The sequence below is a fragment of the Actinomycetaceae bacterium MB13-C1-2 genome, from assembly GCA_035621235.1.
GTDB lineage: Bacteria > Actinomycetota > Actinomycetes > Actinomycetales > Actinomycetaceae > Scrofimicrobium.
This window is the reverse complement of record CP141731.1, coordinates 135,248-150,951: the sequence shown is the minus strand read 5'-3', so window position 1 is coordinate 150,951 and position 15,704 is coordinate 135,248. Positions and strand designations below refer to the sequence as shown.

At 54.8% G+C, this 15,704-nt stretch carries 13 protein-coding genes; 10 read left to right on the top strand and 3 right to left on the bottom strand.

All coding sequences use genetic code 11. From position 1 onward, the window contains the following. Positions 1 to 15 precede the first annotated feature (15 nt). Positions 16 to 1,497, bottom strand: coding sequence for a sulfatase-like hydrolase/transferase (locus U6G28_00625; protein WRS30233.1), 1,482 nt, complete (start codon positions 1,495 to 1,497; stop codon positions 16 to 18). Between the two features lie 242 nt (positions 1,498 to 1,739). Then, a complete protein-coding gene (gene wecB / locus U6G28_00620) occupies positions 1,740 to 2,825 on the bottom strand; it encodes a UDP-N-acetylglucosamine 2-epimerase (non-hydrolyzing) (protein ID WRS30232.1) in 1,086 nt (361 codons plus the stop codon). 155 nt (positions 2,826 to 2,980) lie between these two features. On the opposite strand from wecB, the gene U6G28_00615 reads away from it, so the two are divergent. From U6G28_00615 to rfbA, 7 genes are read left to right on the top strand one after another with little or no spacing between them, the layout of a single operon-like run. After that, positions 2,981 to 4,270, top strand: coding sequence for a nucleotide sugar dehydrogenase (locus U6G28_00615; protein ID WRS30231.1), 1,290 nt, complete (start codon positions 2,981 to 2,983; stop codon positions 4,268 to 4,270). A gap of 1 nt (position 4,271) precedes the next feature. Further along, positions 4,272 to 6,212 (top strand): DUF6541 family protein, encoded by a 1,941-nt coding sequence (locus U6G28_00610; GenBank protein ID WRS30230.1) that lies wholly within the window; start codon positions 4,272 to 4,274, stop codon positions 6,210 to 6,212. 30 nt (positions 6,213 to 6,242) lie between these two features. Next, positions 6,243 to 7,073 (top strand): ABC transporter permease, encoded by an 831-nt coding sequence (locus U6G28_00605; protein WRS30229.1) that lies wholly within the window; start codon positions 6,243 to 6,245, stop codon positions 7,071 to 7,073. After that, positions 7,070 to 8,293, top strand: coding sequence for an ABC transporter ATP-binding protein (locus U6G28_00600; GenBank protein WRS30228.1), 1,224 nt, complete (start codon positions 7,070 to 7,072; stop codon positions 8,291 to 8,293). The genes U6G28_00605 and U6G28_00600 overlap by 4 nt, the downstream gene beginning before the upstream one ends. Further along, on the top strand, positions 8,286 to 8,579 hold the full coding sequence (locus U6G28_00595) for a hypothetical protein (GenBank protein WRS30227.1): 294 nt from the start codon (positions 8,286 to 8,288) through the stop codon (positions 8,577 to 8,579). The genes U6G28_00600 and U6G28_00595 overlap by 8 nt, the downstream gene beginning before the upstream one ends. A gap of 8 nt (positions 8,580 to 8,587) precedes the next feature. Next, positions 8,588 to 11,458, top strand: coding sequence for a glycoside hydrolase family 99-like domain-containing protein (locus U6G28_00590; protein ID WRS30226.1), 2,871 nt, complete (start codon positions 8,588 to 8,590; stop codon positions 11,456 to 11,458). Between the two features lie 11 nt (positions 11,459 to 11,469). Beyond that, positions 11,470 to 12,342 (top strand): glucose-1-phosphate thymidylyltransferase RfbA, encoded by an 873-nt coding sequence (gene rfbA, locus U6G28_00585; GenBank protein ID WRS30225.1) that lies wholly within the window; start codon positions 11,470 to 11,472, stop codon positions 12,340 to 12,342. Here the strand turns inward: rfbA and U6G28_00580 are convergent. Beyond that, positions 12,339 to 13,250, bottom strand: a complete 912-nt coding sequence (locus U6G28_00580) for a glycosyltransferase family 2 protein (protein WRS30224.1) — start codon at positions 13,248 to 13,250, stop codon at positions 12,339 to 12,341. The two genes, rfbA and U6G28_00580, sit on opposite strands and share 4 nt — an antisense overlap. A 227-nt stretch (positions 13,251 to 13,477) precedes the next feature. On the opposite strand from U6G28_00580, the gene rfbB reads away from it, so the two are divergent. The 3 genes from rfbB to U6G28_00565 all read left to right on the top strand — a co-directional run bounded on the left by rfbB (position 13,478) and on the right by U6G28_00565 (position 15,397). After that, positions 13,478 to 14,485 carry a dTDP-glucose 4,6-dehydratase gene (gene rfbB / locus U6G28_00575; GenBank protein ID WRS30223.1) on the top strand — a complete coding sequence of 336 codons (1,008 nt, stop codon included), beginning with the start codon at positions 13,478 to 13,480 and terminating at the stop codon, positions 14,483 to 14,485. 387 nt (positions 14,486 to 14,872) lie between these two features. Beyond that, the gene (locus U6G28_00570; protein ID WRS30222.1) at positions 14,873 to 15,136 is read left to right on the top strand and encodes a hypothetical protein; all 264 of its coding nucleotides are present in this window, start codon (positions 14,873 to 14,875) and stop codon (positions 15,134 to 15,136) included. Between the two features lie 3 nt (positions 15,137 to 15,139). Continuing rightward, positions 15,140 to 15,397 (top strand): CopG family transcriptional regulator, encoded by a 258-nt coding sequence (locus U6G28_00565; protein ID WRS30221.1) that lies wholly within the window; start codon positions 15,140 to 15,142, stop codon positions 15,395 to 15,397. The last annotated feature ends 307 nt before the right edge of the window (positions 15,398 to 15,704 follow it).

Here is a 15,704-nt window from a genome sequence, read left to right as displayed (position 1 = left end):
GTTAGCCGCGACCTTCTATTCGGCCCACATACTCGCAAAGAAGTCTGAGGAACGCGAGCGTATCAGAGCCTCTCGTTCCTCAGAAGAGAGTTGATGAAGCGAACCTGGGGGAGTGCTCGCGTTGTATGCCGACACTCCGAGCCCGGCTCGCCCATCGGTGAGCGCGAATCCCATTGCCTCCAGGATTGTCGGAAACATATCGAACTGATCGACAGTCTTCAGGCGTATCTCACCTGCTACCGGAGACTCGATTCGGTTGAAGATACTGCGGTTTTCGTAGTCAGTGAAGTCCGCTCCCAGGCTTTCACCGGTGGTAATAAACTTTAGATGATCGCCCATGACAACGAAGGTTGTGTCCTCTAAGTATCCTTGTCTACTGGCGAAACTGAGGAAATCGGCAACGGCATCCATTGAGCACCTTGTTGCATCAACCAGAGGGTATTCCGATCTCTGTTCACAGGACGCGAATCGGGGCGCCGGTTCATGTGTGTCCAGAGTAAGCACGGTAAGTGAAAACGGCTCGCCCTCAGATTCAAGCTTTGCTAGTTCGGCCTTCGCGTTCTCGAGCAGTCTCGAATCGGACAGTCCCCAGGATTCGGTGAACTCTGTTTCGCCCTGTTGTTCCCAATATTTCCTATCTAGAAATTCTGAGTAACCGTGCTGTGTGAAGTACTGTCCCTTGGATGCAAAAGAAGCATCTGCGCCACCCATGAACACATTCTTGTAGCCTTGTTCTTGCAGTACATCGCCAAGACAGGTTGTGCCAGCAAGGTAAGAACTGGTCGTCATACGGTTGAGTTCGCTCGAGTGATCGAGAGTCTCAGTCCCTTCGATACCCGCCGACGGTGGCATCCTTAGGGGAATCCCACACTGAGTCGAGACGATACCGGACATTGTCCATCCGCCGCCCGGATACTGCTCTAGAGGGTCGATGTAATCCCAATCCGCCGTCGCCTCCTGTATCGATTCGAGCATATTGATCTCGAATACCTCGTCGTCCCCAAACGTGTTTTCGATCGACTCAAGGTAGATGAGTACAAGATTGGTTGGAGAATCGTCATTGCTCTCCTGAAGCTGTGGCAGAACGTAATGGTCAGCAAGGTCAAGGGATGGATCGCGCGAAGCGATGTACTGGCGTACCTGTAGGGCCGAACCTAATGACCAAGCGCCCGCGAGGGGAACCGCAGCAAGAACAAGTGCGGGAAGCACATATGCCACTCGTCGTACCGTTGAACTAGAGTCATGTTTTCTAAGAGAATTTCGGATCACTCGAACTATAAGCCATAGGGAAATAACAAGAATGATTGGCACCACGAGAGCTTCGAGTATTGCTTCGTAGACGAACTCTTTGCCGCCGCCCTCTCCGGCTCCGTCCAAGTTCATTATTGCCTGGTCCAAGGTTATGTGCCCAAAAGTGCGAACAACCCACCGGCCTAGAGCGAATGCTATCGCCCCTGCCAAGATTAGGAGCCAGACCAGGGTCTTACCTAGTGTCATAGCAATTCGGCGAGATCGGCTGTCTTGGGCAGCTGATATTGGAGCCTCTCCAGTCGTCTCACTAGGGGAGGTCTCAGTCGCGGGAGTTCCCGGCGTAGCTCTCTTTACCATCTTTTGTCTTTACCTTGGATAGCGGTGCGAGTCTTCTAAAATAATCGGAGACGGGCACCAATCCAGTCTAGTTAGTGAGACCGGACGACAGACCAGTGCTCAAACTAGACGCCCATTAGGGCCTCATGTCTCTAGTCAGATAGCCCCTCGCCGGAGGCGCTGATAAGAGCTTCGACCACCTTTTGCGCGGCATGCCCATCGCCGTATGGTGCGGCATCGGTATCGGCTGGGCGAGGTCGACTTGCTGCTTTGGTAAGTTCGGGTCCCGGTTCGACCAGGACGTTCCATCCGAGGGCGACGGTTTCGGTCCATTCGGTTTCAGTCCGAACCGTGGTGCAGGGGATTCGAAGCAGAAACGCCTCTTTCTGCAATCCGCCCGAGTCTGTTACTACCCCCCGAGAGTTCATCACAGCAGAGACGAGCTGAGGGTAAGCGAGCGAAGTGTGGACTATGAGATTTCCGCCCCCTAGCTCGAGTTCATGATCTGCGCACTTTGCAAGCAACCGAGGGTGTGCCAATACCACGACCGGATGATCGATGTTCTGCAGGGCATCAATGATCGCCCGCAGGCGCTCCGGGTCGTCCGTGTTCTCGGCCCTGTGAATAGTTGCCACTGAGTAGGTGCCGGGCTGTAGTTCCAGGCTGTCTGTGAACGGGGGGACCTGATGCATCACCTGATCACGAGTGCTGTAGAGAACATCGGTCATGACATCACCAGTGACGATAACGCGATCCTCTGCGATCCCCTCGTTCGCGAGGTGGCGGGCGCCAACCTGCGTTGGTGGAAGCAGCAGATCGGCGGCGTGGTCGGTGAGGACGCGGTTGTGTTCCTCGGGCATCTGGCGATTGAACGAACGTAATCCCGCCTCAAGATGCGCCAGGGGGATGTGGAGTTTCGCAGCACAGATTGCTGCGGCGAGTGTGGAGTTAGTATCACCGTAAACCAGCACCCAGTCGGGGTCATACTCAAGGAAGACGTCATCAAGAGCGATCATCATCGAGCCGGTTTGTCTTCCATGAGAACCAGATCCGATTCCCAGGTGAACGTCCGGGGCCGAGATTCCCAGATCTTCGAAAAAGACATCGGAAAGCAGGGGGTCATAGTGTTGGCCCGTGTGAACGATCACGTGGTCTATACCGGCACTACGGAAAGCCGCGTCGATTGGTGCTAGCTTCACGAATTGGGGACGTGCGCCGACGACAGAAAGAACTCGCATGGCTTTGAGTTTAGTGGAGACTGGTGTTTGGGCTCGGGTGGCCAATAGATAGAAGTGTGTGAACTTTCCGATGCGCAACAGGGGTTTGGTAGACAGTAGACGTAGACTTGCAGTGCTCATTAGCAGGATCACGGCTGTTAAGGAAGACGAACTCGATGCGCATAGCTGTTGTTGCCCTTGGGAAGATTGGTCTACCGCTCGCGGTTCAGTTCGCCGATGCGGGCCATGAAGTCGTGGGAGTTGACGTAAACCAGGGGACCGTAGACCTGGTGAATCAGGGTGTGGAACCATTTCCCGGCGAAGCACATTTGCAAGATAAGCTCTCGGAACTGGTTCCCGCAGGTCGTCTACGAGCGACTACGGACTATGCTGAGGCGATACCGACTGCGGATGCCGTGGTCTTGGTCGTTCCACTGTTCGTCAATGATGAGACTTGGGAGCCTGATTTTGGATGGATGGATGCGGCAACGAGATCGTTGGCTGAGCATCTCAGTCCAGGCACACTGATTTCTTACGAGACCACGTTGCCAGTTGGAACAACTCGCGGTCGTTGGAAGCCTTTGATCGAGGAGGTCTCGGGGCTGGTTGAAGGCACCGATTTCGACCTGATTTTCTCTCCCGAAAGGGTCCTTACGGGGCGCGTTTTTGAAGACCTACGCAAGTATCCGAAGCTGGTTGGTGGCTTGAGCGAGCGGGGTACCGCGCGCGGCATTGAGTTCTATAAGCAGGTGTTGGATTTTGACGAGCGCGGGGATCTTCCGCGTCCAAACGGCGTGTGGGACATGGGCTCCGCTGAAGCTGCTGAGATGGCAAAGCTTGCAGAGACGACCTACAGAGACGTCAATATTGGACTCGCCAATCAATTTGCCGTCTACGCCGACAAGGTCGGTCTTGATGTCGATAAAGTGATCGATGCGTGTAACTCCCAACCATTCAGTCATATCCACCGACCTGGTATCGCGGTTGGTGGTCACTGCATTCCGGTGTACCCGCGCCTCTACCTATCGACTGACCCGGACGCCTCTGTCGTTCGAACGGCTCGCCAGTTCAACGCTGGCATGCCCCAGTACGTCGTGGATCGAGTGCAAGAGACTCTGGGATCGTTAGAGGGGCTACGTGTAGCGGTATTGGGCGCTTCGTATCGTGGTGGAGTGAAGGAGACTGCGTTCTCGGGTGTTTTCCCGACAGTTGACGCGTTGCGCGCTGTGGGTGCAGAAGTCGTCGTTCAAGATCCAATGTATTCGGATGAGGAAATAGAGGCGTTTGGTTGGCTTCCGTACCACTTTGGTGAAAGCGTTGACGCTGTAATCGTTCAGGCCGATCACTCCGACTATAGAACTATCACCCCGGCTGATCTGCCGGGAACCAGGGTTTTGTTTGATGGTCGGCGCATCACCGACCCCACTCTTTGGCAAGGAACCCCCAGACTCGTCATAGGTGAATAGCTTGCTCGCTTGGCTCGGTATTGTTCCGGGAGTCCTCCTACTACTCGGAATTCTTGTCTTGCCGGGATTCGCCCTCCTATGGGGAGGGCTTAGGTTTCGTGCACCCGCGGCGTTCCTCTACTCTCCGGTAGTTGGGGCTGGGATAATCGGAGCTGGGACGATACTTCTTCCGGCACTCGGAATTGGCTGGCGGTTGGCTAACGTTGTGGCACTGGCACTGGTTGTGAGCGCCATCTCGGTGATCGCGCGAATCTGGGTCGATAGAAGCGGGCACGCTCTTGTGCCCAAACTTGCTGGTATCAAATGGTCCCAGGTCGCCTGGGTCGGAGCTGGCGTCGCCGTCTTTGTCATCACCTACGGCAGCGCGATCATCCCTGTGATGGGGACGCCGGATGCGCTCCCCACGGTAGGCGATTCCGTGTACCACATGCAGGGCGTTCGGATTATTTTAGAGACCGGGTATGCAGACCCGAGGGGTCCTTTTGCGGAGCTGTACCCCGGGACGAGTCCGGCGCCCTATTATCCAACGCTCTGGCATGCGCTAGTCGTTCCCGTGGCGCAGATTTACTCCATTGTCGAGGCAACGAACATCGGTGCCTTAACCGTGGGTCTTGTTCTATGGCCGTGGGCGATAGCCTCACTTGCGGCAGCGCTCGCACCGTCAAAGCCTCAGGTGGGGCTGCTCGCGCCCGTGCTAGCAATCCCCATCGTCTTGATTCCAGGAATTCAGATTTTTGCCTTCTCGATTTACCCGTATAGTTTGGCGGTTGTTCTGGTCACTCAGGCTTTTGGCCTGCTGGTCTGGTTCATAAAGTCTCCGTCCTGGGGGATAGGAACCGCAGTTGTTGTTGCAACACTGGGAGCCGCAGCGGCTCACATAAGCACGGTGCTTCTAGTTGGTGCAGCGGTGGTCATCTGGGGTCTCTTGAGTGCTGCCGGGGTGGTGAAACGTCTCTTCGGTCAGAGACGTTATTTCGGTGGTTTTGCGCTCGCTATCGGAGCCATCGCGCTCATCGGAGGCGGCATGATTTTGCTTCCGCGAATTGGATACATTCAGGGAATAAACGGGAGACAAACGGAGTCGATCTCGTTCAGACAGGCAGCTGAGCATCTGGTTTTGGGGCCCACATTCCTTCAGTCCCCGAGTCTTATTCCATTGCTTCTGGCGCTATTTGCGACGGTTGCCGTCGTGATGTCCCGAAATGTGACAGGAAATGTAGTCATGGCACTCACGGTGGTGCTCCTGTTGTTCCTGTACATGGTCGCGGCGGGACCAGAGTCGTATTTGCGAGTGTTTACCGCTCCGTGGTGGAAGGACTCTTCCCGATTTTCAACGGTGCTCGCTGCGCCACTGGTTTCGTTCGCAGCTGTCGGAGCCTGGGCGATGATTTCTGCTTTGGTGGAGAGAACTAAGGATCCAAAAGTCGGATTTCGTTTGGTTGGAGCGTCGATAGCGGTCGTTGCTTTGGTTGCCGGGACGACAGAGAACTCTTGGTCTCTCAACTCTGTAAAGAGTGCCTTCGCGGCGAGGAACTATGACCGTAACGGTAGTGAAGGGGTCGGACTCACAGAGGATGAAGTCGCTCTGGTCGAGACCCTGGACGACGTTCTGGAGCCGGGAGACCTTGTGGTGGGTGACCCAGATTCGGGAACAGCCTGGGTATCGGTCCTCTCTGATGCTCGTCAGTTCCAGGGCCACCGCATGCCCGCAGATTCTGAACAGAAATTCTTGGCGATGCACTTCGATGAGATACATTCGAATCCACGAGTTTGCGAGATAATCGAGGACAATGAGATCAGGGCGTTCATTCAGTCCGACTCTCCCACCTCCGAGTTCGTCGGGTGGAATCAAGGATTCAACAACGTGGACACGTCAGAGGGCTTTGAACTGCTGAATCAGGTAGGAGGTGCCAGGGTCTACAAGATCACCGCGTGCAACTAATGCCGAGATGATTGGTTGACTCCAAGACATATGAGCACGACACCCGCAGAAAGCGTGCGTCCAAAGAAGCCGATTTGGTCCTACTGGTTCCTTATCTATACCTTCGGGCAACGTGACCTGAAATCAAAGTTCAAAGGAAGTGCCCTGGGTTGGCTATGGTCCCTCGTGGTTCCACTGGCGACTATAGGCATCTATTCGGTTGTGTTCTCTATCATTCTCAGGGTTGAACCCCCGGATTTCGGCTCGGGACGTAAAGGTCTTTTCGTAGTCTGGCTGTTCTGTGGCCTCATCTTCTGGACGTTCTTTTCCAACACCGTGAACAACGGAATCGCGGAAATGCTTAGTGCAGGACAGATCTTGCAGAAGGTCTACTTTCCCGCGTACGCGCCGGTTTTGGGATCTGCCCTGGCAGTCGGGGTTCAGTCTCTGATCGAGTTCGGTATTTTGGCGATCATAATGCTCTTTTTGGGCAACGTGTCTTGGACGTGGTTGCTCATCCCTGTGTGGATGGTATTCGTAGTGATATTCGTAGGTTCGATCGCAACAATTTTCGCTATTTTGAACGTGTATGCAAAGGACGTAGCACACCTGGTTGCAATCGCCCTTCAGCTGCTGTTCTACGCGACGCCGATCATCTATCCGCTCTCGATGGTTGGCGGGGCGTGGGGCGGAAACCTCGTCGCACTGCTTCAGGCCAACCCTCTCACCGGATTCGTCACTCTTTTTAGGTCGCTGATGTATGAGTTAACCCCAGGGAACCTATACCAGTGGGGGATGGTTGCCGGAGCCGCTTTGGTTTCGCTTGGCCTCGCGACCTGGGTTGTGCGAACGAAGGGTGAGGACTTGGGGGAGCACGCATGAGTGAACTCGCGATCCAGGTCGAGAATCTGACCAAGACTTTCAAACTGCACGAGCAGAAGAGGGACACGGTCAAGGAGGCATTCGTAAAGGGACGCAGCGGGGCCAAACACACCTTCAATGCGGTTGATGATGTCTCCTTCGGCATCCGGCAGGGCCGTACGTTCGGTCTGGTGGGACATAACGGTTCTGGAAAATCGACTCTGTTGAAGATGCTGGCCGGTGTCTATCGACCTACGTCGGGTCTGCTCAGGGTCAACGGAAATGTCTCCGCTCTTCTTGAGCTTGGTTCTGGCTTTCATCGTGAACTTACGGGGCGGGAGAACATCCGTCTAAACGGTGCGATTCTAGGGCTGTCGAACAAGCAGATAAACGAGCACATGGAAGCGATTATCGACTTTGCGGAGTTGGGTCCGTTTATAGATGCTCCGGTGAAGACCTACTCCTCGGGGATGTTTGTCCGCCTCGGATTCGCAATCGCTGTCATGCTTGAGCCAGAGATCTTGATAGTTGATGAGGTTATAGCTGTCGGTGACGAGGCTTTCCAAAGAAAGTGCTTCGACTACATTTACAAGTTGCGTGAACGGGGCACCACAATTGCCCTGGTCACTCACTCGATGCCGCTTGCCAGAGAGCTTTGCGACGAGGCGATATGGATGGATCACGGAAAAATCCGTGCGATGGGTGCCATCGAACAGGTGGTCGAAGAGTACATTTCGAACGTTAATGCGGTGGAGGAAGAGCAGTATTTACTTGACTCATCGGCAAAGCGTGATATTCCTCGACGTGGATCGGGCGAGGCTTTTGTTCAAGGAATCGAAGTGCTCGGAACGGACGGAGAAGCCACATCGATCATTCGGTCCGGAGAGGATCACAGGCTCCGTCTGCTCTTGGAGGTTGCCAGCCCCGTCGAATCGGTGGAGGTGGTGATTTCCATCTTTATGGAGAGCGGCGCTCTTTTGTCCTCAAAGAGTTCAATGTTGGAGGGGAGAACCTACAATATTCCGGAGGGACTCAGCTCGATCGAGCTGGATCTACCGGCACTTCCTATCGAGTCAGGGACCTACTGGTTGTCGACTTCCCTGCGCCGGTACGGCCATGTCTGGGATCAGGTCGACCGGGGTTGGAAACTGTTGGTCAGGTCCGATGATCAGGGAGCAGAATCAGGTCCGCTTAGGTTGCCGGGCAGTTGGTCTGAACTGGAGGTCATCACCGATGTCTGATGTTCCGGAACCTGATCTTGAGCGCGAAGTCATACTGCTAAGGCACAGGCTGACGGAGGCCAACCAGGCCCTTGCGTCCGCCGAGGATAAGGTTAGTAGCCTGCAAGTTGAAAACGTTGCGTTGCGTGAGCGAGCGAATACGTCGCAAGAACAGTTACGGCGTGTGCGCTCCACCCCTGCGTGGAAAAGAAATCTTAGAGTCCAGAGTGCCAAAGCCGACAGGAAGGCTCGGGCTGTTCGAACCGAGCAGTGGCTACGTTCGGCCGTGCGTCGTTTCATCAAATAGGGTCCGCCATGAGTGAAGCGGTTATTAGCAATCCAGTTCGACTGGAGCGCGGCGACATCTCGAAGGCACTCGAGTCTGGCTCAGTTGCCATCATTTCGTCGTGGACCGCCACGGCGCAAATGTCGAGGTCCCTTTCGGCCTATTTGGAGGCCCTTGAGGATATCGGCTTTACTTCTTTAGTCGTCAATACCTCCGACGTAGAAGGGGCTTTAGAGTGGCCCTACGGGATCCCGGATTCCACGGTCGTGCTTAGACGTTGCAACGTTGGTTATGACTTTGGTTCTTGGGGTGCCGTCCTGTCACAGTTCCAGGAGATCCGGTCCTTACCACGGGTGCTTATTACCAACGACTCAATGGTTGGTCCGTTCGAACCACTTACTGCCATTGACAATGCAATAAGTGATTCTAGTGCGGACGTGTTTGCACTGACGGAGTCATACCAGATTGAGCATCATTTCCAGTCATTCTTTGTCCTCTTCCGCAACGGCGTCTTGGCGGAGGAGCCCTGGGTTCGCTTCTTTGAGTCTGTCCGGCAGGAGAGAAGTAAAGAGAACATAATCCAGGTCTATGAGTTTGGGCTCATGAGAACCTGTGAACTCTACGGATATTCATGGGACGTGATGCTGGATGCTCAGACGACTGCTCTCAGCGAAGGAAATCCGACGTTTGATGGATGGAAGGTACTTCTGGACGCCGGTATCCCGATGGTCAAACGAAGTCTTGTTGTCAGCGACAGGTATGTCGTAATGGCGGCCAATGCGATACGTGAGGTGCGACAGAGGTACGGAGAGGGCATTGACGACTGGCTTCCTGACGGTGTCAGCGCGTTTCGGATAAAGGGTGATGCTGCTCGGTTCGAGGCCGGTAAGCGCTCTTTGGTTCGGCGAGTGGGTCATCTTGGCGTCAAGGCAATTCATAAATTGAAGAGTGAGACCTCCGGAGTGCTCAGGGCCCAGGGGTTACGAGTTCCTGGGCCGGCATCACACGGCGCTTGGCTTGCCCGTTCGAGCGGTCATCCGAACGCGTGGGTTCCGCCGGGATGGAGGAGTGCCTCGAAAAGAGTCGGACACTCGGGCGCGCGCGTCGCGGTGCTACTACACCTAGAAAGCGCCGAGGGCGCCCATGCGATCATTCAATCTGAACTCGCAAAAATCCCGGTTCCGTTTGACCTCTTTATCACTAGAGCACCCGGGACTGAACTGGCGGTTGGGTCTTTTCGTGTCGGCGAGGTCCGCAGAGTCATTCCTCTGGATGTTCAGAGTCGTGGTGGAAGCCTTGCGGCGGTCGTTTGGCTGGCCAATGCAGGTTACTTGGATTCTTACGATCTGGTGTTGAAACTTCGATCTGACCTTTCTCCGGATTCTTTGCGCGCGTGTCTTGGCGACCTCATTGGCTCCGCAGACAATGTCCGAGCAGTCCTTGCCCTCTTCGCCTCGGATCCGTCACTGGGTTGCTTGGGGCAAGAGGGCAGTCTTCGTGGTCCAGAGAGTTGGGGATCGGGTAGAGTCGCTGCGCGAGAGCTGCTAAAGCGTCTGGGAATCGCTGATGATCACCTGGAACTGAGCTTTTCCGCGGGTGGAATGTACTGGATTCGCTCCTTTATTCTGCAGGGACTTCGCGCCCTTGCCATGACTCCAGAAGACTTTGAAAAGGGAAAAGGCGATACCGAGGGTACGACAGCCTACGCACTTGAACGCACGATTGGAGTCTTGACATCTGAGGCGGGATACCGGACGTCGAGTACCGGGCAGGAGTTACAGATTCAAGGGCCAGGGAACGATGGGTGGAGGCGCTTTATCCCGGGAACCCCGGTTATTCCCTCAGCGCGCGTTATTCCTTTCTATGCGCCCCAATTCCACACCGCAGCCGCGGGGGAGGAGGAATGGAGCCAGGGAGAGCGCGAGTGGAACCGAGTCATGAAAGCCAGGCAGTCCTTTAGCGGGCATGTCCAGCCACTTATTCCGTCCGAACTGGGCACTTACGATCTGCGCAATGATGAGGTTCGTCGCCGTCAGCTCGACCTCGAGGAATACGCCGGAGTCCGCGGTCTAATGTATTACTACTACTGGTTTAGTGGGGCAAGGAGTCTGAACCTTCCGATAGAGCGGCTGCTGGAAGACAAGAACCTTGATCAACCGTTCTGCTTGATGTGGATGAATGAAGACTGGATTAAGCCATGGGATGGGGTTTCGGAAGAGATACTTCGTGCCCAGAGATATGACGAACTGGATACGGGCGCTTTCATCGACGACGTGATGCCATTTCTTGAGGATCGCCGCTACCTTCGGATGGATGGAAAGCCGGTTCTTTCAGTCTTTCGTCCCGCCGACATTCCAGACGTGGGGGAGGTTACACGGGAGTGGCGTGCGCGCGCCGCTAAACGAGGTGTTGGAGAAATCTATTTGCTCGCCGTCGATACCGACAAGAAACGTGGTCAAGTCTCTCATCAGTATAGGGAGTCGGGATTCGACGGAATCATGGGATACCCGCCCCTTGACCTAAAAGAATCCATGGCCTCTCGTGCCCACCTCAACGTTAAGACTGTTTTCCACGGACGATTGCTCTCATATAAGGACTCAGTACATAACGGAACCGTAAGTGCTAGAAAACGGGGGGTGGAAAGCTTCCCAACTGTGATGGTGAGCTTCGATAACACTTCGCGAAAGAAGCTTCTTGCTGACATATGGTACGGATCGAATCCCTATACGTTCCGCCGATGGTTGGACCAAGCTGTGTCTATAGTTGCTTCGAGACCTCTGGACCAGAGATTGGTCTTTGTCAATGCGTGGAATGACTGGACTGACTCGGCGGTACTGGAACCCACACTCCGGTGGGGTCCGACGTACATTCAAGCCGTACGCAGTGTCGTATACGAATAAGGAGATCATCTGTGAAGGGCATCATTTTGGCCGGCGGTAGTGGTACCCGCTTGCATCCGCTGACACTGGGCACTTCAAAGCAACTTATGCCCGTTTATGACAAACCAATGATCTACTATCCGCTCACCACGCTCATGCTGGCGGGCATTGACAGCATCCTTGTAATAACGACGCCTCACGACGCGTCTGCCTTCGAGAGGCTATTGGGGGATGGGTCGCAATTCGGGGTCGAGATCAGCTATGCGCAACAGGCGGTCCCTAATGGTCTCGCTCAGGCTTTCGTGATTGGGGAAGAGTTCATCGGGGATGACAAGGTTGCCTTGGTGCTCGGAGACAATTTGTTCTATGGGCCGGGAATGGGGACTCGGCTGTCTCGCCTGAACGATATCGATGGTGGAGCCGTATTCGCCTATCAAGTGGCTAATCCGAAAGAGTATGGCGTGGTGGAATTTGACGACGAGTATCGCGCGCTTTCACTTGAGGAAAAGCCTGAACAACCTCGTTCGAACTATGCGGTGCCAGGACTGTACTTCTACGACAATTCGGTGGTTGACATTGCAAAGACTCTTGCGCCCTCTGCCAGGGGCGAATACGAGATTACGGACATAAACAAAGAGTACCTAAGGCGGGGAAAACTAGCGGTTTCGGTATTACCGAGGGGAACCGCATGGCTTGATACGGGTTCTTTCAACGACCTATCGGATGCCGCGGTTTTCGTTCGCACGGTTCAGGACCGACAAGGAATGAAGATCGGTTGCCCAGAAGAGGTTGGGTGGCGAAAAGGATTCTTGTCTGATGAGCAGTTGAGGGCAGTGGCAGAACCCCTAAGAAAATCGGGATACGGCGATTACCTGATCAACCTGGTTGAACGCGGAAAGGACTAGTCGTCCTGAAACGGTCCAGTTTTGCCCGTTATGCCATCCCACAATCCTTCAACCATTTGCGGAACCCGTCTTTCACGTCCCGGCGCCAAGGTGTAGAACCCGATGTACTTGGTCAGGTAGGGAATATAGCCGAGTTTCCACTTGAGCGGCATGAACGGCGCGCGCATCAAAAGCAGAGTATTGCGAACCATGAAATACGCGCGCATGGGGGATTGGACGTGTACTTCGCGGCCGCCAGGAAGCCTTGTGGTTTCCTCACCCAACTCGTGAGTTAGGCGAGCATCTCCACAAGCTAGGACTCGATATCCTTTCTGGATTGCACGCAAACACCAGGCAAGGTCGACATGGTCGATGAATAGCCCCTCGTTCATCGGTCCCACGTCAATTAGAGCGGCACGGGGAATCAGGCATCCGGAAGCAAGGACAAACGGAACTTCGAGGACATCACCGGGTTCTGGAATCTCTCGGCGCTTTGGTCCCCAGGTTGTAAACGAGTAGACCAGGGCGTCCCCTCTGTTACCCCGCTCATCTACCGGCACAGGACCGATCGCCGCGACGGGACGGGAGTGAGGCAGACTCGATTGCTCGCCCAGACATTGCATGAGTTGCTGGACCATATTAGGTGCGGGCACGGAGTCTTGATCACTGAGCAGGACATGGTCTGCGCCGTTTCGTAGAGCGTGCTCAATCCCCACGTTCTGGGCGGCGGCAATGCCGATGTTCTCTTCGGAACAAATGAGCGTGGCACCGTACTCTTTGGCAAGATCGCGAATTGTCGCCTGGTTGCTGGAGCCGTTGTCAACAACTATCGCCGAGTTAACCTGGGGTCGGAGTGCAGTCAGAAGTCGCTTGAGCGCGACGGGATTCGGATTGAACGTCACAACGACGACCGAGACTAGAGAGTTCACTCCAAAACCCTATCTGGAAAGTGAAGGATACTCTCCTAACGGCCGTTTCTGGCCTTGAACGACTTCGTGCCCCTGTGGGGGCGCTCGTGCTTTAGCTCGTTCAGTCAGAAGCCAACTCTCACGGGTTTGAGACTGTAGGTGCGCTACTGGGGACTGCGGGTACTTCGTTCCGTTGGCCTGCAGTCCAGATAGACTTACTCGCGGTACCTTCCAACCGAGGAGAACTAATGCGCATTGTGGTCACCGGCGGCGCCGGTTTCATTGGAGCCAACTTCGTCCACTACCTGCTAAAAGAGAAACCAGACGTGGAAGTTCGGGTTCTTGATTCCTTCACCTACGCCGGGAACCCGGACTCGCTGACGGGTTTCACCCCCGAAGAAAAGACTCGTCTGACTGTGGTCAATGGCGACATCACCGATGCAGCAATCGTGGATGTGGTCGTCAAGGACGCGGATGCGATTGTCCACTTCGCGGCAGAGTCGCACAACGACAACTCCCTGATGGGCCCCGCAGCATTTATCAACACGAACCTAGTCGGCACGTTCACCCTCCTTGAGGCGGCGCGAAAGTACGACACCCGTTTCCATCACGTTTCAACGGACGAGGTTTACGGCGATCTTCCCCTCGAAGGCGACGACAAGTTCACGCCGGAGACCCCGTATAATCCCTCCTCCCCGTACTCCGCTTCGAAAGCAGGTTCGGATCTGCTTGTTCGGGCGTGGGTTCGTAGTTTCGGGCTGCGGGCGACGATCTCAAACTGCTCAAACAACTATGGGCCTTACCAGCACATCGAAAAGTTCATTCCTCGGATGATCACCAATCGCTTGGTGGGTATCCGCCCTCGTCTCTATGGCGAGGGAGCCAACGTTCGCGACTGGATTCACGTTTGGGACCACAACCGGGCGGTATGGGAGATCCTTGAGAGTGGTCGGATAGGCGAGACCTACCTAATCGGCGCGGACGGTGAGGAGACCAATAAAGAGGTCGTCCATATGCTCAATGAGATCATGGGATACCCGGCGGACGACTACGACTTGGTGGCGGACCGTTCTGGACACGATTTGCGGTATGCGATTGACGCGTCGAAGTTGCGTGACGAGTTGGGGTGGAAGCCGATCTTCAGAAACTTCCGTGAGGGACTCGAGGAAACCGTGAAGTGGTACACCGAGAACGAAGACTGGTGGAAGCCACAAAAGGATGCGGTGGAGGCAAAGTACGGCGAGTTGGGCCAGTAACCACTTTATTGGGCACTCAAGTAACAGATGTCGTGGCATGTTCTAGGCAGTGGGGTTTGGGAGCATAGCCTATGTGCCCAATTCTGCACCGTGGTCACGCGGAAGACAGGATCTGGGCGGTGAAAACTGCTGGGTCTCCAGAATGAGTCTCACCCAAGTGGCTCCAAAAGGTTAGGTTTCCTAAGCGGCTCGTGAGAATAACTGTAGTTGTCCACAGCTACTTCGAACGGGGTCGGACTATGGGAGTTCTCCCCAACCGTGGACGATGCCACTTGCCGAAGGCGACGCAAATCGCCAGTATCACGGCATGCCAAATCGATCAGTATATGAGTTTCCAGACTTATGTAATACAATTGTTTCTGGCATCGCGAATGATGGCGAAGCGCCATGTTGATCCGAGTACATAGGCGAGTAAATCGAATACACCCGGAGATCAAAGATGAAGACGCTATTGCAGCACTTGAGAACAGCATCCGCTCGGCGCCCAGAGAAGGAACAGGTTTTCCTCCTGAGTGGATCGGAATCGGAATCGATATGAATGGACGTCTGCTGCAATACGTAGCTGTGAACTTGAACGATGATGAATGGCTTATCTTCCATGCAATGTCTGCAACTAGGAAGGTCCTAAATGAACTTGGGGTGGGGAGGTAGAAGATGACAACCTATGTCGGTGCGGACGGTACGAAGTTCGACGATGAGGACCTTGAACGATGGGCGGAAGAAGCAGAAGAAGGCTTCCCTAACTGGAGGTTCGGTAAGCCGGTTATGGGTCGTCCGGTGAGCGTTGGTTCGGATGCAAAACCGATTACTGTTCGTCTCGATACCGGCCGTCGCGCCAAGCTTGATGAGGTAGCTCGTCAGCGTAATATCTCGAATTCCCAACTGATCCGCGATCTCATTGATGCGCTCTAGACACTGTCAGACCCTCCAAAACCAATCTCGCATGGGTTCAGAAGCTACCGCTAAGAGAAGGGGTCGCGGCATGAATGTGTGTATGGTTCCGGCGTATCACGCTTGTCCTGCCCGTACTTTTCGGCTCCGGCGATCTCTTCTTCGGCGTTGATGCCAGTGTCGTATTGGCGGACGTCTCGGGGCGAATACCTCGTGTTCTATACCCAGATAGCCTCCGTCGCCCGTGGTGCCCGAAGCTCGACCCAGAGCTTGTCAACGCGGCCTCGGCTTCCCGAGCCTAAGTCTTAGTGTTACTTCGACTGTAGAC

What these genes read in the sequence shown, in the direction of transcription:
- U6G28_00600 (WRS30228.1), top strand. Translation starts at nt 7,070, where the DNA reads ATGAGTGAACTCGCGATCCAGGTCGAGAATCTGACCAAGACTTTCAAA.
- U6G28_00605 (WRS30229.1), top strand. Translation starts at nt 6,243, where the DNA reads ATGAGCACGACACCCGCAGAAAGCGTGCGTCCAAAGAAGCCGATTTGG.
- U6G28_00570 (WRS30222.1), top strand. Translation starts at nt 14,873, where the DNA reads ATGTTGATCCGAGTACATAGGCGAGTAAATCGAATACACCCGGAGATC.
- U6G28_00565 (WRS30221.1), top strand. Translation starts at nt 15,140, where the DNA reads ATGACAACCTATGTCGGTGCGGACGGTACGAAGTTCGACGATGAGGAC.
- U6G28_00615 (WRS30231.1), top strand. Translation starts at nt 2,981, where the DNA reads ATGCGCATAGCTGTTGTTGCCCTTGGGAAGATTGGTCTACCGCTCGCG.
- U6G28_00595 (WRS30227.1), top strand. Translation starts at nt 8,286, where the DNA reads ATGTCTGATGTTCCGGAACCTGATCTTGAGCGCGAAGTCATACTGCTA.
- U6G28_00590 (WRS30226.1), top strand. Translation starts at nt 8,588, where the DNA reads ATGAGTGAAGCGGTTATTAGCAATCCAGTTCGACTGGAGCGCGGCGAC.
- U6G28_00625 (WRS30233.1), bottom strand. Translation starts at nt 1,497, where the DNA reads ATGACACTAGGTAAGACCCTGGTCTGGCTCCTAATCTTGGCAGGGGCG.
- rfbB (WRS30223.1), top strand. Translation starts at nt 13,478, where the DNA reads ATGCGCATTGTGGTCACCGGCGGCGCCGGTTTCATTGGAGCCAACTTC.
- wecB (WRS30232.1), bottom strand. Translation starts at nt 2,825, where the DNA reads ATGCGAGTTCTTTCTGTCGTCGGCGCACGTCCCCAATTCGTGAAGCTA.